Consider the following 19,595-nt stretch of genomic DNA (forward strand, 5'->3'; position numbering starts at 1 on the left):
TTTTCTTTGAATTTTGGAGAGAATTTTAGCGTGCTATTATATATTTCGTTTTGATTTAAAGAATGTTTAAGGACATCCTAGCATACCTTTTATAATAATCCGATTGAACAAGGAGATGGGGGAGGAGCTATAATGGATATTCTAAAAAAGATTGAACAGCATCGAGCAGCAGAAGAACGTTTACAATGGGAAGGTACGTTTGCGGAGTATTTGGAGCTTGTGAAAGAAAGACCATGGGTGGCTCAAACAGCACACTCTCGCATTTACAATATGATAAAAGATGCCGGAATTGAAGAAGTTGATGGTAGAAGAAAGTATAACTTCTTTAGTAATCAGCTCTTTGGATTAGAGGATGCTCTAGAACGTCTTGTAGAAGAATATTTTCATCCATCTGCAAAACGATTAGATGTTAGAAAAAGAATTTTATTATTAATGGGTCCTGTTAGTGGAGGGAAATCAACGTTAGTTACGATGTTGAAACGAGGATTAGAAACATATTCAAGAACAGATCGCGGAGCAATTTTTGCAATTAAAGGATGCCCAATGCATGAGGATCCACTGCATTTAATTCCACATCATTTACGAGATGATTTCTTTGATGAGTATGGAGTTAGAATTGAAGGGAATTTATCACCACTAAATGTCATGCGTTTAGAGCAAGAATACGGATCAAGAATTGAGGATGTAGTTGTAGAGCGTATTTTCTTCTCTGAAGATCGCCGTACAGGGATTGGTACATTTAGCCCGTCTGATCCAAAATCACAGGATATTGCAGATTTAACAGGTAGTCTGGACTTTTCTACGATTGCAGAATATGGTTCAGAATCAGATCCGCGTGCGTATCGATTTGATGGAGAATTAAATAAGGCAAACCGAGGAATGATGGAGTTCCAAGAGATGTTAAAATGCGATGAGAAGTTTTTATGGCACTTATTATCGCTTACGCAAGAAGGGAATTTCAAAGCGGGAAGATTTGCGCTTATTTCAGCAGATGAATTAATTGTAGCGCATACAAATGAAACAGAGTATCGCTCATTTATAGCAAATAAGAAAAATGAAGCATTGCACTCAAGAATTATTGTAATGCCAGTTCCTTATAATTTACGAGTAAGTGAAGAAGAACATATTTATGAAAAAATGATTCGTGAAAGTGATGTGTCGAATGTTCACATTGCACCACACACACTTCGCGTTGCAGCAATGTTCACTATTTTAACTCGTTTAAAAGATCCGAAGCGTCCGGATATTGATTTAATTAAAAAGATGCGTTTGTATGATGGAGAAACTGTAGAAGGTTATAATGCGATTGATGTAGAAGAATTACAACGCGAATATCAAGATGAAGGTATGAAGGGTATTGATCCTCGTTATGTCATTAACCGAATTTCGTCTACAATCATTCGAAAAGAGGTACCATCTATTAACGCTTTAGATGTACTGAGATCTTTAAAAGATGGGCTGGATCAGCATCCGTCGATTAGTAATGAAGACCGTGAACGTTATATGAATTTCATCTCATTAGCGAGAAAAGAATACGATGAAATTGCGAAGAAAGAAGTACAAAAAGCGTTTGTTTATTCATATGAAGAATCAGCTAAGACGCTTATGGATAATTACTTAGATAACGTCGAGGCGTACTGCAATAAATCGAAATTACGTGATCCGTTAACAGGGGAAGAAATGAGTCCAGATGAAAAATTAATGCGCTCAATTGAAGAGCAAATTGGAATTTCAGAAAATGCTAAGAAAGCATTCCGTGAAGAGATTTTAATTCGCATTTCTGCTTATGCCCGTAAAGGAAAACGCTTTGATTATAATTCACATGAACGTCTTCGTGAAGCGATTCAGAAAAAACTATTTGCTGATTTAAAAGATATAGTAAAAATTACAACATCAACGAAAACACCGGACGAAAATCAGCTTAAGAAAATCAATGATGTTGTTGCGCGTTTAATTGATGAGCATGGCTATAATTCTTCTTCAGCAAATGAATTACTACGCTATGTAGGTAGCTTGTTAAACCGATAGTTTGATAACAAAACGCTGTCTCTTGTATTTTGCGGGACAGCGTTTTATTATCCGTTCATATGTGTGTGTAAAGTGTCATACCTTGTCCAAATGTAATAAATTAAGATGCAATTTCATGAATTTATTGTCAATTATTTTTACAATATGCATATGATAGAGTAACCAACCATTCATACGAAAAAAGCCAACACAATACAATATGTTGCAAAGTAAAAATGTGTGCAACAATGCATTGTGTTTCTTTCTTATCAGTGGCTGAATATTTCTTTCTATTATGTGAGTGGCAAAATTTTGTTTAGGATGCTCGGGGTATTGTATGAAAAACGTTATAAATGTTTATGGGATGATTTTCTATGGGCAGTTACCTTTCAAATATTCTAGCTTGCACATTACAGAACAAAATTTGTAGCTTGCTGTTCATACAGGAAGACAATTACAGTAAGGAGGGAAAGGAATGGGCGAAGAAAATCAACCAAATTATACGATTTCACAGGAAAACTGGTCCCTCCATCGCAAAGGATATGACGACCAACAGCGCCATCAAGAAAAAGTACAAGAGGCAATTAAGAATAATTTACCCGATCTTGTAACAGAAGAAAGTATAGTTATGTCTAATGGCAAGGATGTTGTAAAAATACCAATTCGTTCTCTAGATGAATATAAGATTAGATACAATTATGATAAAAATAAACATGTTGGGCAAGGAAACGGTGACAGCAAAGTTGGTGATGTCGTTGCGAGAGATGGATCAGGTGGTCAAAAACAAAAAGGGCCAGGAAAAGGGCAAGGAGCAGGAGATGCAGCTGGGGAAGATTACTATGAAGCTGAAGTCTCTATTTTAGAATTAGAGCAGGCGTTTTTCAGAGAGTTAGAGCTGCCTAATTTAAAGAGAAAAGAAATAGATGAAAACCGGATTGAACATGTTGAATTTAATGACATTAGAAAAACAGGATTGTGGGGAAATATCGATAAGAAACGAACAATGATATCTGCATATAAACGAAATGCGATGCGTGGTAAAGCATCTTTCCATCCAATTCATCAAGAAGATTTAAAGTTCCGCACTTGGAATGAAGTATTAAAGCCAGATTCAAAGGCTGTTGTGTTAGCGATGATGGATACGAGTGGATCGATGGGAATGTGGGAGAAGTATATGGCACGTAGCTTCTTTTTCTGGATGACAAGATTTTTACGCACAAAGTATGAAACAGTTGATATTGAATTTATTGCTCATCATACAGAAGCGAAAGTCGTTACAGAAGAAGAATTCTTTTCAAAAGGAGAAAGTGGTGGAACAATCTGCTCCTCCGTATACAAAAAAGCACTCGAGCTAATCGATAATAAATATTCACCAGACCGCTATAATATTTATCCATTCCATTTTTCAGATGGTGATAATTTAACATCAGATAATGCTAGATGTGTAAAGCTTGTGGAAGAATTAATGAAGAAGTGTAATATGTTTGGGTATGGGGAAGTGAACCAGTATAATCGCCATAGTACACTTATGTCAGCCTATAAAAATATTAAAGATGAAAACTTTAGATACTATATTTTAAAGCAAAAAGCAGACGTATTTCATGCGATGAAAAGCTTTTTTAGAGAAGAATCAGGTGAGAAAATGGCATAACCTCTTTTAAAGAGGTTCTTTTTTTGTAAACTTTTTATTTTTTTAGTTGACAATGATAATGAAAATCATTATCATTTATTCGAGAAATGATTACATTTCGAATTATATATTTCAGAGGAGATGTAAAGTTGAAACAAAATAAAAGAAAACGTATAAATGCAATGATTATAGTGGCGACGTTATCACTTCCGTTTGCTGTTTATTCAACACCTGCGTTAGCGGCAGTAGCAATTGAGACGAATAAAACGGGACAAGGTTTAGAAGATGGTACATATGACGCTGTTATTAAAGCGTATAAAGATAAAACCAATGAAGAGTCTATGGCAGCTGTTTATATAAAGGATCCGAAATTAACAATTGAGAATGGAAAGAAAATTGTAACAGCAACATTAAGTGATAGTGATTTCTTTCAATACTTGAAAACAGAGGATATTCATACTCCAGGTGTGTTTCATGATTTGAAAGTAATATCAGAAGATAAAAAGAAAAATGGAACGAAAGTGATTCAGTTTGAAGTAGGGGAATTAGGAAAAAGGTATAATATGCGAATGCATATTTATATTCCAACAATGGCCTATGACAATAAGTACCAAGTACAGTTTGAAGTAAATACATTGAATTTAGAGAATAATGTTCCTGAAAAACAAAAGGAAAATAAAGAGGAGAAACAAGATGAAAACGGAAATGTAATATTAGATAAGCAATTACAAAAATATATTAATAAATACAACTTAGATAGAGATAATGTAGATGCGCCAATCACAAAGAAAGATTTATTACAAATTAAAACATTATCCATTTATTCAGGTAAAGGAATAAATGAAATAACTGGTTTAGAGTATATGACAAATTTAGAGAAGTTGACGTTACGAGAGTCTAATGTAAAAGACATATCAGCCATCTCGAAATTGAGAGGTTTGAAGTACGTTGATTTAACGTCTAATTCAATTGAAAGTATTCACCCAATTGAGCAGTTAGAGAATATTAATATGCTTTTTTTAAGAGATAATAAAATTTCTGATCTTACACCATTAAGTAAAATGAAAAAAATTAAAACATTAGATTTAATCGGTAATAACATTAAAGATATCCAGCCATTATTTACATTATCAACTATGAAACAATTATACTTAGCAAATAATCAAATCAGTGATCTTACGGGAATTGATCGATTAAATAATGTGGAACTATTATGGATAGGGAACAATAAAATTAATAATGTTGAATCTATTAGTAAAATGAGTAATCTTATTGAACTAGAAATTTCTGATAGTGAAATAAAAGATATATCATCACTATCTCAATTAGGAAATTTACAAGTGCTGAATTTAGAAGAGAATTATATCTCTGATATATCGCCGTTGAGCACTTTAACAAATTTACATGAGATAAATCTTGGAGCAAATGAAATTTCTGACGTAAGGCCTGTTGAGGAATTAGGTAAGCGAATTTCAATTGACATTCAAAGACAAAAAATCTTTTTAAATGAAGCAAGCTTAGATGAAGAAATAAAAATCCCAGTATACAACCTTAAAGGAGAGCCACTTCAAAATATTAATTTACAAAGTGAGGGGGCTACTCTGAATAACGGATTTATAAAATGGAATAGTCCTGGAGAAAAAATATATGAATTTAAACTAGATACTAATTCTACTGAAAGTAAAATAAGATTTAATGGTACGGTTATACAGAATATAGTTGAAAAACAAAAAGAAAGTCAAAATGTAATTCTCGATAAAACTTTACAACAGCATATTAATAAAGAGAATTTAGGTAGAGAGAATGTAAACGCTCCTATCACAAAAGAAGATTTATTACAGATTAAAAAATTAGAGATACTTAAAGAAAAAGGAAAAGAGATAAAAGATATAACAGGTTTACAGTACATGACTAACTTAGAAGACCTCACTTTAGAAGGCGTAGGCTTGAAAAATATTGAGTTCATCTCAAACTTGAAACAATTGAATAATGTGAATGTATCTCATAATCAAATTGAAGATATAACACCACTATCTTCATTGGAAAATTTACAGTGGTTAAATCTTGCGGACAATCATATTAAAGATGTAACGGTTATTGGTTCCATGCTAAACTTATTTAGCTTAAATTTAGCTGGAAATGAGATTCGTGATGTAAGGCCGTTAATACAATTAGGTCAGTGGTTTACAATTGACGTGGGAAGACAAAATATCATTTTAAATGATGTAAAAATAAACGAAGAAATTCAAGTTCCTGTATATGATTTAGAGGGAGAAAGTATTGAAAATATTCAATTGGCAAGTGAGGGAGGGACGTTTAATAACGGAGTAATAAAATGGAGTACCCCAGGTGAAAAGGTGTATAAATTTGATTTAGATTCTGATGAAATTAGCATAAGGTTTAACGGAACAGTTATACAGAATATAGTGGAAAAAGAAGAAGAAAAAGAGCCGGTAAAAGAAATTGAAGAAACAAAAGAAGAAGTGAAAGAGCCGGTAAAAGAAGTTGAAGAAACAAAAGAAGAAGTGAAAGAGCCAGTAAAAGAAGTTGAAGAAACAAAAGAAGAAGAAAAAGAACCAACAAAAGAAGTTGAAGAAACAAAAGAAGAAGTGAAAGAACCAACAAAAGAAGTTGAAGAAATAAAAGAAGAAGTGAAAGAACCGGTAAAAGAAGTTGAAGAAACAAAAGAAGAAGTGAAAGAACCGGTAAAAGAAGTGAAAGAGGAAGTAAAAGAGCCAACGAAAGAAGTTGAAGAAGCGAAAGAGGAAGTGGACGAGCCAACAACAGGAGTTGAAGGATTGAAAGCGGAGGTAAAAGAAACAGGAAAAGAAATTGAAGGTTCAAAAGACGCGGTAAATCAATCAGCAGTAGTCCAAGAACAAAACGTGAATAATCAAGTTGTGAAAGAAAATAAACCAGCTGTTAATAAGCAAGAAGAAAGTAAGAAATCATTAGGAGCAACAGGTGGACAAGAGAATACATCAACATTACTTTCAGGCATAGCGTTAGTTCTTTCAGCACTGAGTATGTTTGTATTTAGAAAGAGATTATTTAAGAAATAAAAAAACGTTTTATCTTATTATAACGTAAGATGATTATACGAGTTTTTGAGAAGACATTATCATGGCGATTTCATTTTGAAATATGCTTATGGTGATGTCTTTTTTAGAAGGAGATAAATGTAAAAGGTGTGAATATATTAGTGAAGGAGGAGAGGTTATGTATGTCAGTTCTATTTTGAAAATTGAAGAGGTGGCAGCATTTATTGCGAATATGAATAAAGATGCTACTCATCATGTTGGCTATTGTGGAGATGAGAAAGAGGAGTTGTTACAGACAATTATTCATGATTTTTCAGATATAGGCTGGGAACAATCTTTTGTTGCTACTTATGAGAATAATAATTTAATAGGTTTATTAGGATTTGATGTGGATGAAGTAAAGAAATGTGCAGAGATATGGGGACCGTTTATTATCGCAGAGAATTGGGAAGAAGTTGCTTTACATATGTGGAAGGAACTTATAGAAAAGGTGCCTTTTCATATTGAGAGATTTTATGGTTTTTATCATGTGGAAAATAATAATTGTGCCCGTTTAATGAGGAATTTACATGCAAAAGAACAAGGTCGACATAGTATTCTCGTTTTAAATAATATTGTGGAGCACCGTATTATATGTAATGTAGAAGAGGCTTTACCACAAGTGTTTGAGCAGTTTATCGCTTTACACAATCATGTGTTTTCTAATACGTATTATGACGGAAACGAAATTATTGAACGTTTAAGTAAGACGAATAAATTATTTGTAAGTATGAAGAATGATAAGTTAGAAGGTTATGTATATGTGGAAGTAAATCCAGAGTTTCAAGAAGCGAATATCGAATTTATTGCAACCGCTGAAAATAGTAGAAGAAAAGGTGTCGGAGAGCGGTTATTACAAAAGGCAATTCAGTATATTATTTCCTTCCAAGGAATGAAGGAGATAGAATTATGTTTGAATACGAATAATGATCGTGCGATGAAATTGTACAAGAAAGTAGGATTTGAGGAGAAGGCATGTTTACAACACTATATAATAGAGTGAAAACCCATTCGTATGAAAATTATATTTCATACGAATGGGTTTTATTAATCTACTTTTCCCTCAGTTGTTACGGATTCAGAAGTAATTTGAGGTGCTAATCGTTACATAACTTTTTTTATTTTTTGAGATACTTCTTTCGTTTGCGAATTAACATCTTCTTTTCGCAGCTCTTTAAAGAGCGAAGTAACCATAAGAACGACTACGATAGAAAATGGTAGTGCTGCGATTATAGCTGCAATTTGTAGTGCATTTAATCCTCCAGCTTGTAATAAAAGAGCTGCAATGATTGCGATTGTTAATCCCCATATAAGTTTTAAACTATTTTTCGGTGATAAGCTTCCGTTACTCGTTTGCATGGAAACAACAAATGTTGCTGAATCAGCAGAAGTAACGAAAAATGTGGCTACTAAAATTAACCCGATAATCGTTAAAAATGTAGAGAATGGTAGATGTGAAATAACAGCAAATAATCCAATCTCTGTACCATTTTTTGCAATTTCATCAGCTATTCCAAGCGATTGGAACATTTCCATATGAATTGCGGTACCACCAAATACTGCAAACCAAAATGTACAGATAAGAGTTGGGACTAATACAACTCCAAAAATAAATTCTTTTATTGTACGCCCTTTAGAAATACGTGCGATAAATGTGCCGACGAATGGAGACCAAGAGATCCACCATCCCCAATAGAAAATAGTCCAGTTTTCAATCCAAGAAGAAGATTTTTCACTAAATGCTCCTAAATTTAATCCCATACTAGGTAAACCGCCGATATAAGAACCGAGTGTAGATGTGAAATATTTCATAATAAATACAGTTGGTCCTAAAAGTAAGAAAGAGATGAGTAAAATACCTGCAAGAGAGAAATTCAAGTTACTCAAATATTTAATCCCACGATCTAAGCCAGTTTGTGCACTTGTTAAATATAAAACAGCGAAGATAGCTATAAGTACGAGCTGGGTAAGTAAAGTGTTATGAATGGAAGGGAATAAATAGCTTAATCCTCCAGCAATTTGTTGAGCACCAATCCCAACAGATGGTACAATGCCAAACACTGTGGCTAAAACAGCTAAAATATCAACTGTTTTTCCGATACGAGAATTTTTCGATCGATTAAATAATGGAGTAACTGTAGCCCCGATAGTGCTACCTTTTTGTTTGCGGAATGTGAAATATGCAATTGTTAAAGCGACCATTGCGTATAGTGACCACGGAAAGAGTCCCCAGTGGAAAAATGAATATTGCATAGCGAGTTTGGCGCTTTCTTCTGTACCTGCTTTTCCTGTTAATGGATCTGTAAAATGTGAAATCGGTTCAGCGATTCCATAAAAGAGGAGTCCAATTCCCATTCCTGCCCCAAACAACATGGATAGCCAAGATGGATAATTATATTTTGGCTTTTCTCCATCTTTACCAAGACGAATAGAACCGTACTTAGAAAATGCTAAATAAGCAGCCAAAATAATCATTGTAGTCATAAGTAGAGAGTAAAACCACCCAAATTTATTGAGGATAAATGAGTTTAAAGAAGATGTAACACTTTGTAAATCGTAGCCTTGTATCCAACTTGCTGGGGTAATTCCCCATATAATGAATAATGTTGTTAGCAAGAAGGAGATATAAAATACACTGTTTTCTTTTTTTATCATAGAATCCCACCCTTATTTAATAAAGTTAACAATTATAATAATCATAACAATTAAGTTTTTAATTGTCAAAAAATTCCCTTTTTATAACGTGAAAGGATGTAATTTGTTTTAGGGAGGTAAAGAGCAATGCGTTCACGATATGTACAAATTATAGGAAGAAATAATATGAAATATTGCATTTTATATTGTTACATCCAGATTTTATGTTAAATTCTTGAATGGAATATTAAAATAGGGGGCAAGGATATGAACAAGAAATCAAAGATCAATAAAGTGATGCTTAGCATTAGTACAATGGCTTTATCGTTAGGGGCACTTCAAACTCATGCAGCAGCGGAAGAAAAAGTACCATATAACGTGTTGAAAACGAAACCGGTTGGAATTGAAAAGCCGGTAGATGAAGTTGGACATATTTCAAAAGTGGATGAAACTTTATCATTTCAAGAACGTTTAAAAGTAGGAGATTTTTCACAGCGACCAGCATCTATTACGAAGAAAGCTGCAGTAAAGCAAGTTAAAGACAGCTATTCAATGGCTGATTTAAACAAAATGAATGATCAAGAATTAGTTGAAACGTTAGGCAGTATTAAGTGGCACCAAATTACAGACTTATTCCAGTTTAATGAAGATGCAAAGGCTTTTTATAAAGATAAAGGAAAAATGCAAGTCATTATAGATGAATTAGCTCATAGAGGTAATTCATTTACGAAAGATGATTCAAAAGGAATTCAAACGTTTACTGAAGTGTTGCGTTCAGCTTTTTATCTTGCATTTTATAATAGTGAATTAAGCGACTTAAATGAAAGAAGCTTCCAGGATAAATGTTTACCTGCTTTAAAAGCAATCGCAAAAAATCCAAACTTTAAGCTTGGTACAGTTGAACAAGATACAGTCGTATCTGCATACGGTAAATTAATTAGTAATGCTTCAAGCGATGTTGAAACGGTTCAATACGCATCGAATATTTTAAAGCAATACAATGATAATTATACTACTTATGTAAATGATCGAATGAAGGGACAAGCAATATACGATATTATGCAAGGTATTGACTATGATATACAGTCGTACTTAACTGAGGCTCGTAAAGAAGCGAATGAAACGATGTGGTATGGAAAAGTAGATGGGTTTATTAATGAAATAAATCGTATTGCTCTTCTAAATGAAGTAACGCCAGAAAATAAATGGCTCGTTAATAATGGCATTTATTTTGCTAGCCGTTTAGGGAAATTTCATAGCAATCCGAATAAAGGATTAGAGGTTGTTACACAAGCAATGCATATGTACCCGCGCTTAAGTGAACCGTATTTTGTTGCGGTAGAACAAATTACAACAAATTATAATGGCAAAGATTATAGCGGGAATACAGTAGATTTAGAGAAAATACGTAAAGAAGGAAAAGAGCAATACTTACCAAAAACGTACACATTCGACGATGGATCAATTGTGTTCAAAACAGGAGATAAAGTATCAGAAGAAAAAATTAAGAGACTATATTGGGCTGCGAAGGAAGTAAAGGCGCAGTATCACCGCGTAATTGGAAATGACAAAGCGTTAGAGCCAGGAAATGCGGATGATGTATTAACGATCGTAATTTATAATAGTCCAGATGAATATCAGTTAAATAGACAATTGTATGGATATGAAACAAACAACGGTGGAATTTATATAGAAGAAACAGGAACATTCTTTACATATGAGCGTACACCAGAGCAAAGTATTTATAGTTTAGAAGAGTTATTCCGTCATGAATTTACTCATTATCTGCAAGGGAGATATGAAGTTCCTGGTTTATTTGGAAGAGGAGATATGTATCAAAATGAAAGGCTAACTTGGTTCCAAGAAGGAAATGCAGAGTTTTTCGCAGGATCTACTCGTACGAATAACGTTGTACCAAGAAAGAGTATAATTAGCGGATTATCATCTGATCCTGCAAGCCGTTATACAGCAGAGCGTACACTATTTGCTAAATACGGTTCTTGGGATTTCTATAATTACTCGTTCGCATTGCAGTCTTACTTATATACGCATCAGTTTGAAACATTTGATAAAATTCAAGATTTGATTCGTGCGAATGACGTGAAAAATTATGATGCATATCGTGAAAATCTAAGTAAAGATCCTAAGTTAAATAAAGAGTATCAAGAGTATATGCAGCAGTTAATTGATAATCAAGATACATACACTGTACCAGAAGTAGCTGATGATTATTTAGCTGAACATGCAACGAAGTCATTAGCAGCGGTGAAGAAAGAAATTAGTGATACGTTGCCTATGAAAGATACAAAAATGACAAAACATAATTCTCAATTCTTTAATACATTTACATTAGAAGGTACGTATACAGGAAGTGTCACAAAAGGTGAATCAGAAGATTGGAAAGCGATGAGTAAAAGAGTAAATGAATCTTTAGAACAATTGGCGCAAAAAGAATGGAGTGGCTACAAAACTGTTACAGCTTACTTCGTTAATTATCGTGTGAATAGTTCAAATGAATTTGAATATGATGTAGTCTTCCATGGAATTGCGAAAGATGATGGAGAAAATAAAGCTCCAACAGTTAATATAAATGGCCCTTATAATGGGCTTGTAAAAGAGGGAATTCAATTTAACAGTGATGGTTCAAACGATGAAGATGGAAAAATTGTTTCTTATTTATGGGAATTTGGAGATGGAAGCACAAGTGCAGAAGTGAATCCAGTACATGTATATGAAAGAGAAGGTTCTTATAAAGTATCGTTAAGAGTAAAAGATGATAAGGGAAAAGAGAGCAGAAGCGAAACAACTGTTACGATTAAAGATGGAAGTTTAACAGAATCAGAACCAAATAATCGTCCAGAGGAAGCAAATCGTATCGGGCTAAATAGTACTATAAAAGGTAGTCTTATTGGCGGGGACCACACTGATGTTTATACATTTAATGTAGCATCAGCGAAAGATATCGACATTTCTGTTTTAAATGAGTATGGAATTGGGATGACATGGGTACTTCACCATGAATCGGATATGCAAAATTATGCGGCTTACGGTCAAGCTAATGGGAACCATATAGAAGCAAAATTTAATGCAAAACCAGGTAAGTATTACTTGTATGTATATAAATATGATAATGGCGATGGAACATACGAATTGTCGGTAAAATAAGTTCTTTTCCAATGTATGTTTAACTTTACTTTTTGTGGAAAATAGTATATTATATAGATATATAATATATCGGTTATTTTCTAGGAGGAGCCTGTCACAATAGGTTTCTCCTGTTCTTTTTTAGAGGCCTGTCTTACAGGCTTTTCTTTAAAGGGTAAATAACTGAAAATTAAGAACGATGATCTTTGAAAGAGGTGGGGCATACACATAACAAAAAAGGGATTGTTTAAGAAAGGGGGATAAGAAATGGTCTTGTTTGGTTATCCACTTGAAACAATTTATTTATATGGATTTATTATTGCTACTATACTCACTGTTATTTATATCTTCTTTGGAGATATATTTGAATCGATATTTAGTTTTGGGGGCGGATCTGTATCCGTTGTTACTTTATTACTTAGTTTTTTCGCCATGTTATGTGGACTTAGTTATATAGGAGAATATTTATTTTCCTTTAATAGCATTCTTATTTTCGGGGCTGCATGTGCTATATCCTTTATTGGTGTATTTATAATGAAAATATTAATTTTAAAGCCGATTGCAGAAGCAGAACAAAATACCGTACAACGTATGGATGAATTTATCGGTTGCAAAGGAGAAGTCATTACGACAATTCCTACAGAAGGATTTGGTGAAGTATTAATTTCATCCCAATTTGGAAGTAATGCAATCCCAGCTAAAACAGTTGGAAAAAAAGACATTTCGCAAGGAACAGAGGTTATTATCGAGGGAGTCCAAGATGGTGTTTTACTTGTACAAAACATCGCTTATTCTTTAAAGAAACCAAAATTATAAGGGGGAATTTACATGACGATTCCATTAATTATCGGTGGAGTTTTACTCGCAATTTTAATTCTACTCATTTTAGTATTTATTACGAAGTATCGTACGGTTGGTCCGGATGAAGCGTTAATTGTTACAGGGAACTGGCTTGGTGGAGGAAAGAATGTAGTTACCACTGATGATGGAAAGAAGATTAAGATTATTCGTGGGGGCGGTACTTTCGTAGTTCCAATTATGCAAAGAGCAGAGCCTTTAAGCTTATTAAACTATAAATTAGAAGTTGGTACACGTGATACGTATACGAAACAAGGTGTACCGATCACAGTAAACGGTGTTTCTATTATTAAAGTGGGATCAACAATTGAAGAAGTTTCCACGGCAGCTGAACAATATTTAGGAAAAGAAACAGAAGAGTTAAAAATAGAAGCAAAAGAAGTTTTAGAAGGGCATCTCCGTGCTATCTTATCTTCTATGACAGTAGAAGATGCGTATAGTAATAGAGAGCAATTTGCTCAAAAGGTACATGAAGTAGCTTCTACAGATTTAAAGAAGATGGGACTTCGCATTGTTTCCTTCACAATTAAAGAAATAATGGATAAAAACGGATACTTGGATGCGCTTGGTCAGCCACAAATTGCGACAGTTAAGCGTGATGCAACAATTGCGAACGCAGAGCGTGAAAAAGAAGCACGTATTGAAAAAGCACGTGCAGAAAAAGAAGCAAAAGAAGCAGAATATCAACGTGATGCACAGATCGCTGAAGCTGAAAAACATAAAGAATTAAAAGTACAGTCCTATAAGAGGGAACAAGAGCAAGCACGTGCAGATGCGGATCTTTCTTACGAATTACAACAAGCGAAAGCACAACAAGGTGTTACAGAAGAGCAAATGCGCGTTAAAATCATTGAGCGTGAGAAACAAATTGAATTAGAAGAAAAAGAGATTGCGCGTCGTGAAAAGCAATATGATGCAGAAGTTAAGAAAAAAGCCGATGCAGATCGCTATGCTGTTGAGCAATCAGCGGAAGCAGAGAAAGTAAAACAAATTAAAAAAGCCGATGCGGATCAATATAAGATTGAAGCAGAAGCGAGAGCACGTGCAGAAGAAGTACGTGTAGAAGGTTTAGCGAAGGCGGAAATTGAAAAAGCACAAGGTCAAGCGAAAGCGGAAGTACAAAAAGCGCAAGGTACAGCAGAGGCTGATGTTATTAGGTTAAAAGGTTTAGCAGAGGCAGAAGCGAAACAAAAAATCGCAGAAGCATTTGAATTATATGGTCAAGCGGCAATTATGGATATGGTTCTTAAAATGCTTCCAAGTTATGCGAAGGAACTTGCAAGTCCGCTTAGTAATATTGATAAAATCACAGTTGTCGATACAGGCGGCGGTGGTAAAAATAGCGGGGCCGGAAAAGTTGCGGGTTATGCGACTGATTTAATGGCAACGATGCAAGAAACGTTAAAAGCTTCTTCTGGCATTGACTTAAAAGAGCTATTAGAAGGATTTGCAGGAAAAGGAGCGGTACAACAATTATCAAGCGATAAACCTGTTGTATCTGTAGTAGAAGATGGGAAAAAAGAAGTAGAAAAAGATAAAGATAAAGAATAATAAGGTGGAAAGAACCTCTAGTAATTGAAATACTAGAGGTTCTCCTATGAATTATAATATTTCGAATAATATACATTTTTATACATTGTTTTAATTATTTAATTTATATAGAATGAAAAAGATATGTATCAATTCTTTAGATCTATAAAAAGATAGAGAGTCTCATCGATACATTTAAATCGTATTATTTTTATAGAAAGATTAAATGTTAATTAATTACATTTAAAACGGTATGGAGGGGTAGAAGTATGTTTCAAGGGAAATTAAGGAGTAGTAGTTTAAAAACAAAGTTACTTGTATCATTTATTATTATTTTAATTCTTCCAAGTATTGTAATTGGTTGGACGTCTTATCAACAAGCGAAGAAGAATTTTAATGAAACAATTTTAAACTCGGCGAAAGATAATATAAAAATTTTGGATAATGTAATTAATAAGGAATTGGATAGTAAAAAAATAGATGCAACTTATTTTACGAAATTATTCACACAATCAAGTTACCAAGCAGATCAAATTCAAAACATACAAAATAAACTAGAAGAATACAACAAACTACATCCAGAAATGGAAGCAATCTATACAGGATCTAGTAATGGACAGTTCATTCAATCACCAGCTATTCAGATGCCAGATGGATATAATCCTACAGAAAGAGATTGGTATAAAGAGGCAGTGAAGAAAAGCGGAGAAGTAATTGTAACTGCTCCATATAAGTCAAAAACGACAGGGAATATTGTTATTACACTAGCAAAACAAAACGAGGATAAAAGTGGAGTTCTTGGGATTGACTTAATCATTAATGATATTGTTACTACTTCCAAGATGGTTAATATCGGTAAGGAAGGATATGTAGCGATATTTGATCAAGATAAAAATGTAGTAGCGCACCCGAAAATGAAGCCAGGAGAGAAATTAGAAGAGAAACTTAGTAAAGAATTGTATAAACAGGAAGCTGGGGATTTTCATTATTCATTAGATGGTGAAGATCGCAATATCACTTTTAAAACGAATAAGAAAACTGGATGGAAAATAGCAGGAATTATGCCTTCCAAAGAAATTATCGAAGCGGCTGAACCTATTTTCTATAAAACAATAACTGTTCTTGGAATTTCACTAATAATCGGTGGGATTGTAATTTACTTCATAATTGCGTCTATTATTAAACCGTTAAAACAACTTGTCATATCATCGAAGAAGATTAGTGAAGGTGATTTAACAGAATCAATTACAGTTCATTCTAAAGATGAAATTGGACAGCTAGGAGAAAGTTTTAACGAGATGGCTGCATCGTTACAAAGTGTCATTTCCAATATAAACACTTCAGCAAGTCATGTAGCGGCATCTTCAGAAGAATTAACAGCTAGTATGAAGCAGACAAGCGAAGCAACGGAACAAATTACACAGGCTATAGAGCAAGTATCAAGTGGTGCAGAAATACAAACGAAAGAAGTTGAAGAAGGAGCAACATTGTTAGAAGAAGTTACAGAAGGAATTCAGCGTGTTGCAGATAGTTCTTCATTAGTATCTACAGCCTCTATGTATACGAAGAAAAAAGCTGAAAATGGTGGGAAGTTAGTTGAACAAACTGTGAATCAAATGCAATTAATTCATGAGTCTGTTTCACAGTCAGACAAAATCATTGGTTTGTTAGATGATAAGTCGAAACAAATTGGAGCAATCCTTGAAGTAATTCAACATATTGCAGAACAGACAAATTTATTAGCGTTAAATGCGGCAATTGAGGCTGCAAGAGCTGGAGAGCAAGGTAGAGGATTTGCAATTGTAGCAGATGAAGTGCGAAAGCTAGCAGAACAATCAGGACAGTCTTCTACGGAAATTGGGAAACTAGTGAAAGAGATTCAATTTGATATAAAAGAAACAGTAAGCTCTATGAATCAAGTTGGAGCAGAAGTACAATCAGGACTTGTAGTTGCAAATGAAACGAAGCAAAGCTTTGTCGAAATATTGAAGTCTACAAATGATACAGTTGTACAAATTGATAGCATGGTAGATGTAGCAAAACAAATGACGGTAGATGCAAAACAAGTAAGTGCATCTATTAATGAAATTGCAGCTACGATTGAAGAAAATGCCGCAAGTGTTCAAAATATTGCTGGTTCCTCTGAGGAACAATTAGCTTCAGTAGATGAAATAAATGCAGCAGCAGTCCATTTATCACAAATGGCAGAAGAATTACAAGAGATGATTGGTAAGTTTAAAATATAATAATAAACTGTTAAGAAACGAAGTAGTACTTATGCTTCGTTTCTTTTTTTATGAAGATAAAAAAGAAAGAAATATATAGTAACCGTGTTATGATAATAAAAAACTGTATTTTCTTTAAATTCTATCTTTAATCATGTTAGGGGAATGGTTTTGAAATTTAAAAAATTAAAACTCCAACCGAGAATTACATTAACTATTAGTACACTTATTTTAGTTGTACTTATGCTAACGAGTTATTTATTTTATTACATATTATCTGAAACGGTAGAAGAGCAAATTGGTAAACGGGCCTTGCATGTTGCGAAAACAGTTGCCGCGATACCAGAAATTCAGGAAGCTTTTCAAAAAGAAAATCCAGCTTCTATTATTCAGCCAATCGCAGAAAAAATTCGAATTGATACAGAGGCTGACTTTATTGTAGTTGGAAATAAAGAGGGGATTCGATATGCACATCCTGAGCGAGATAAAATAGGAGAAGCGATGATTGGTGGAGATAACAAAGGCGTTTTATTAGAAGGAAAATCATATGTTTCGAAAGCAACTGGATCATTAGGCCCTTCATTACGCGGAAAAGTTCCAATCCGTAATCAGGAAAATGAAATCATTGGTGTGGTGTCTGTTGGATTTTCAATGGCTGATATTCATGGAGCAGTAGAAGTGTATGGAAAGCGGGTATTTTGGATTACAATAATAGGTCTTTTAATTGGGATAATCGGCTCTATATATTTAGCGGCAAGTATAAAAAGAATGATGTTCGGGATGGAACCAGAAGAAATTTCATCTTTATATGAAGAGCATAGTACAGTGATTCAATCTGTACGTGAAGGGATTATTGTAATCGATAAAAATGGCAGGATTAGTTTAGTAAATCAAGCAGCTTATGATATTCTTTCGCTAGATAAACAACAAAATATTATTGGGGAATTTATTTTAAATGTAATTCCTAATTCAACGATATTAGATGTACTTCAAACTGGTGAAGAACAGTTTGATCGCCAATTAAATATAAAAGGACAGGCTGTTATTGCGAACCGTCTACCTATTAAAGTAAAGAATAAAGTAACTGGCGTTGTATCGAGCTTACGTTTGAAATCTGAAATGGATCAGTTAACAGCAGAATTATCTCAGACGAAGCAATATACAGAGGCATTACGAGCGCAAACGCACGAATATAACAATTTAATGTATACGCTTTCAGGTCTTATCCAATTAGAATCATACGAAGATGCTTTAGAGCTTATTCATAAGGAAACAGCGGTATATCAAGATTTTGTTCAATTTATTATGAAGCGGATTCAAAATCCATGGCTAGGTGGAATTTTAATTGGATTTTATAATAGAGCACGAGAGTTGAAGATTGATTTTATGCTAGATAGAGAAAGTGGTTTAGACAAATTAAGTCCACATATTGAGAGTAATTATGTCGTTTCTATTTTAGGAAATTTAATTACGAATGCATTTGAAGCAATTGAAAAAAATGAAGAGAATGATAAGAAAGTAAGGATGTTTGTAACTGATATTGGAGAAGAAATATTAATTGAAGTGGAAGATTCAGGGCAAGGGATTCATGATGAAATAATTACTAGCATATTCTATAAAGGCTTTTCGACGAAAGAAGGAGGAGAGCGAGGATATGGATTAGCAAAAGTGAAAGAGTTAGTAGAAGATTTAAATGGAAGTATTGCAATTGAAAAAGGGGATTTAGGTGGTGCGTTATTTATTATTGCACTACCGAAAGAGAGAGGCGAATAGTAATGGGTGAGGAGATTGAAGTATTAATTGTAGAAGATGATATTCGGATTGCTGACATTCATCGTCGTTTTACTGAAAAAATTGAGGGATTTAAAGTAATTGGAACGGCAACGACTGGAGAACAAGCGAAAGAATGGCTAGAGCTTGTGAAGCCACAGCTTGTTTTATTAGATGTGTACTTACCTGATATGCAAGGAACGGAACTTGTCACATATATTAGGCATCATTTGCACGATACAGATATTATTATGATTACAGCGGCATCGGAAACAGATGTAGTGAGGCACGCCCTGCGGGGCGGAGTAACAGATTATATCGTAAAGCCACTAATGTTTGATCGATTTAAAGCAAGTCTAGAAGGCTATCAAAAAAAGATTATACAGTTAAAGAAGAACAATCAATTATCTACGGAACAAATTGAATATTTATGGTCTCAAAGAGGTGTGAAGGGAGATCAAATAGAATATGCCCCGAAAGGGATAGATCCTTATACTTTAGCGAAAGTAAAAAAGCATATGTTAACAGTTAATAAAGAAGGGATTACAGCAGAAATGTTAAGCTCAATGATTGGAGTAAGCCGATCAACGGCAAGGCGCTATTTAGAGTATTTGATATCTGGGAAGAAAGTCCACGCAGAGCTAATATATGGAAGTGTTGGGAGACCGGAGAGACGTTATTTTCTTGCTTCTTCATAATAAAAAACAGTAGAGGATT

Annotated in this window: 11 protein-coding genes and 1 pseudogene; 11 read left to right on the forward strand and 1 reads right to left on the reverse strand. The window is 34.0% G+C overall.

The features are described from left to right. Positions 1-132 precede the first annotated feature (132 nt). From AC241_RS02860 to AC241_RS02880, 4 genes are all read left to right on the forward strand, one after another. On the forward strand, positions 133-2,028 hold the full coding sequence (locus AC241_RS02860; protein ID WP_000353273.1) for a PrkA family serine protein kinase: 1,896 nt from the start codon (positions 133-135) through the stop codon (positions 2,026-2,028). Positions 2,029-2,482: 454 nt separating this feature from the next. Continuing rightward, positions 2,483-3,658, forward strand: a complete 1,176-nt coding sequence (yhbH, locus tag AC241_RS02870; RefSeq protein WP_000503516.1) for a sporulation protein YhbH — start codon at positions 2,483-2,485, stop codon at positions 3,656-3,658. 128 nt (positions 3,659-3,786) lie between these two features. Further along, positions 3,787-6,699, forward strand: coding sequence for a leucine-rich repeat domain-containing protein (locus AC241_RS02875; protein WP_050842524.1), 2,913 nt, complete (start codon positions 3,787-3,789; stop codon positions 6,697-6,699). 157 nt (positions 6,700-6,856) lie between these two features. Further along, positions 6,857-7,720: a GNAT family N-acetyltransferase gene (locus AC241_RS02880; protein ID WP_048565109.1), complete on the forward strand. Its 864-nt coding sequence runs from the start codon at positions 6,857-6,859 to the stop codon at positions 7,718-7,720. Between the two features lie 101 nt (positions 7,721-7,821). On the opposite strand, the gene opuD is transcribed toward AC241_RS02880, so the two are convergent. Continuing rightward, positions 7,822-9,372 (reverse strand): glycine betaine transporter OpuD, encoded by a 1,551-nt coding sequence (gene opuD, locus AC241_RS02885; protein ID WP_050842526.1) that lies wholly within the window; start codon positions 9,370-9,372, stop codon positions 7,822-7,824. A 246-nt stretch (positions 9,373-9,618) separates the two neighbouring features. On the opposite strand from opuD, the gene colA reads away from it, so the two are divergent. From colA to AC241_RS02915, 7 genes and pseudogenes are all read left to right on the forward strand, one after another. Further along, a complete protein-coding gene (gene colA, locus AC241_RS02890; RefSeq protein WP_050842527.1) occupies positions 9,619-12,516 on the forward strand; it encodes a collagenase ColA in 2,898 nt (965 codons plus the stop codon). Between the two features lie 246 nt (positions 12,517-12,762). Next, positions 12,763-13,311 carry an NfeD family protein gene (locus tag AC241_RS02895; protein WP_016083604.1) on the forward strand — a complete coding sequence of 183 codons (549 nt, stop codon included), beginning with the start codon at positions 12,763-12,765 and terminating at the stop codon, positions 13,309-13,311. A 12-nt stretch (positions 13,312-13,323) separates the two neighbouring features. After that, positions 13,324-14,904, forward strand: coding sequence for a flotillin lipid rafts scaffold protein FloT (locus AC241_RS02900; RefSeq protein WP_016083603.1), 1,581 nt, complete (start codon positions 13,324-13,326; stop codon positions 14,902-14,904). Between the two features lie 248 nt (positions 14,905-15,152). Continuing rightward, positions 15,153-16,187: pseudogene (locus tag AC241_RS35985) on the forward strand (HAMP domain-containing protein); the annotation flags it as partial. 81 nt (positions 16,188-16,268) lie between these two features. Further along, positions 16,269-17,129, forward strand: coding sequence for a methyl-accepting chemotaxis protein (locus tag AC241_RS35990; RefSeq protein ID WP_369812832.1), 861 nt, complete (start codon positions 16,269-16,271; stop codon positions 17,127-17,129). A gap of 144 nt (positions 17,130-17,273) precedes the next feature. Next, entirely contained in the window at positions 17,274-18,881 is a 1,608-nt protein-coding gene (locus AC241_RS02910; RefSeq protein WP_043935549.1) for an ATP-binding protein, read from the forward strand. Positions 18,882-18,883: 2 nt separating this feature from the next. Beyond that, positions 18,884-19,576: a response regulator gene (locus tag AC241_RS02915; protein WP_050842529.1), complete on the forward strand. Its 693-nt coding sequence runs from the start codon at positions 18,884-18,886 to the stop codon at positions 19,574-19,576. The last annotated feature ends 19 nt before the right edge of the window (positions 19,577-19,595 follow it).

It is taken from the genome of Bacillus thuringiensis, assembly GCF_001182785.1.
Lineage (GTDB): Bacteria > Bacillota > Bacilli > Bacillales > Bacillaceae_G > Bacillus_A > Bacillus_A thuringiensis_S.

What these genes read in the sequence shown, in the direction of transcription:
- AC241_RS02860 (WP_000353273.1), top strand. Translation starts at nt 133, where the DNA reads ATGGATATTCTAAAAAAGATTGAACAGCATCGAGCAGCAGAAGAACGT.
- yhbH (WP_000503516.1), top strand. Translation starts at nt 2,483, where the DNA reads ATGGGCGAAGAAAATCAACCAAATTATACGATTTCACAGGAAAACTGG.
- AC241_RS02880 (WP_048565109.1), top strand. Translation starts at nt 6,857, where the DNA reads ATGTATGTCAGTTCTATTTTGAAAATTGAAGAGGTGGCAGCATTTATT.
- opuD (WP_050842526.1), bottom strand. Translation starts at nt 9,372, where the DNA reads ATGATAAAAAAAGAAAACAGTGTATTTTATATCTCCTTCTTGCTAACA.
- colA (WP_050842527.1), top strand. Translation starts at nt 9,619, where the DNA reads ATGAACAAGAAATCAAAGATCAATAAAGTGATGCTTAGCATTAGTACA.
- AC241_RS02895 (WP_016083604.1), top strand. Translation starts at nt 12,763, where the DNA reads ATGGTCTTGTTTGGTTATCCACTTGAAACAATTTATTTATATGGATTT.
- AC241_RS02900 (WP_016083603.1), top strand. Translation starts at nt 13,324, where the DNA reads ATGACGATTCCATTAATTATCGGTGGAGTTTTACTCGCAATTTTAATT.
- AC241_RS35990 (WP_369812832.1), top strand. Translation starts at nt 16,269, where the DNA reads ATGAAGCAGACAAGCGAAGCAACGGAACAAATTACACAGGCTATAGAG.
- AC241_RS02910 (WP_043935549.1), top strand. Translation starts at nt 17,274, where the DNA reads ATGGTTTTGAAATTTAAAAAATTAAAACTCCAACCGAGAATTACATTA.
- AC241_RS02915 (WP_050842529.1), top strand. Translation starts at nt 18,884, where the DNA reads ATGGGTGAGGAGATTGAAGTATTAATTGTAGAAGATGATATTCGGATT.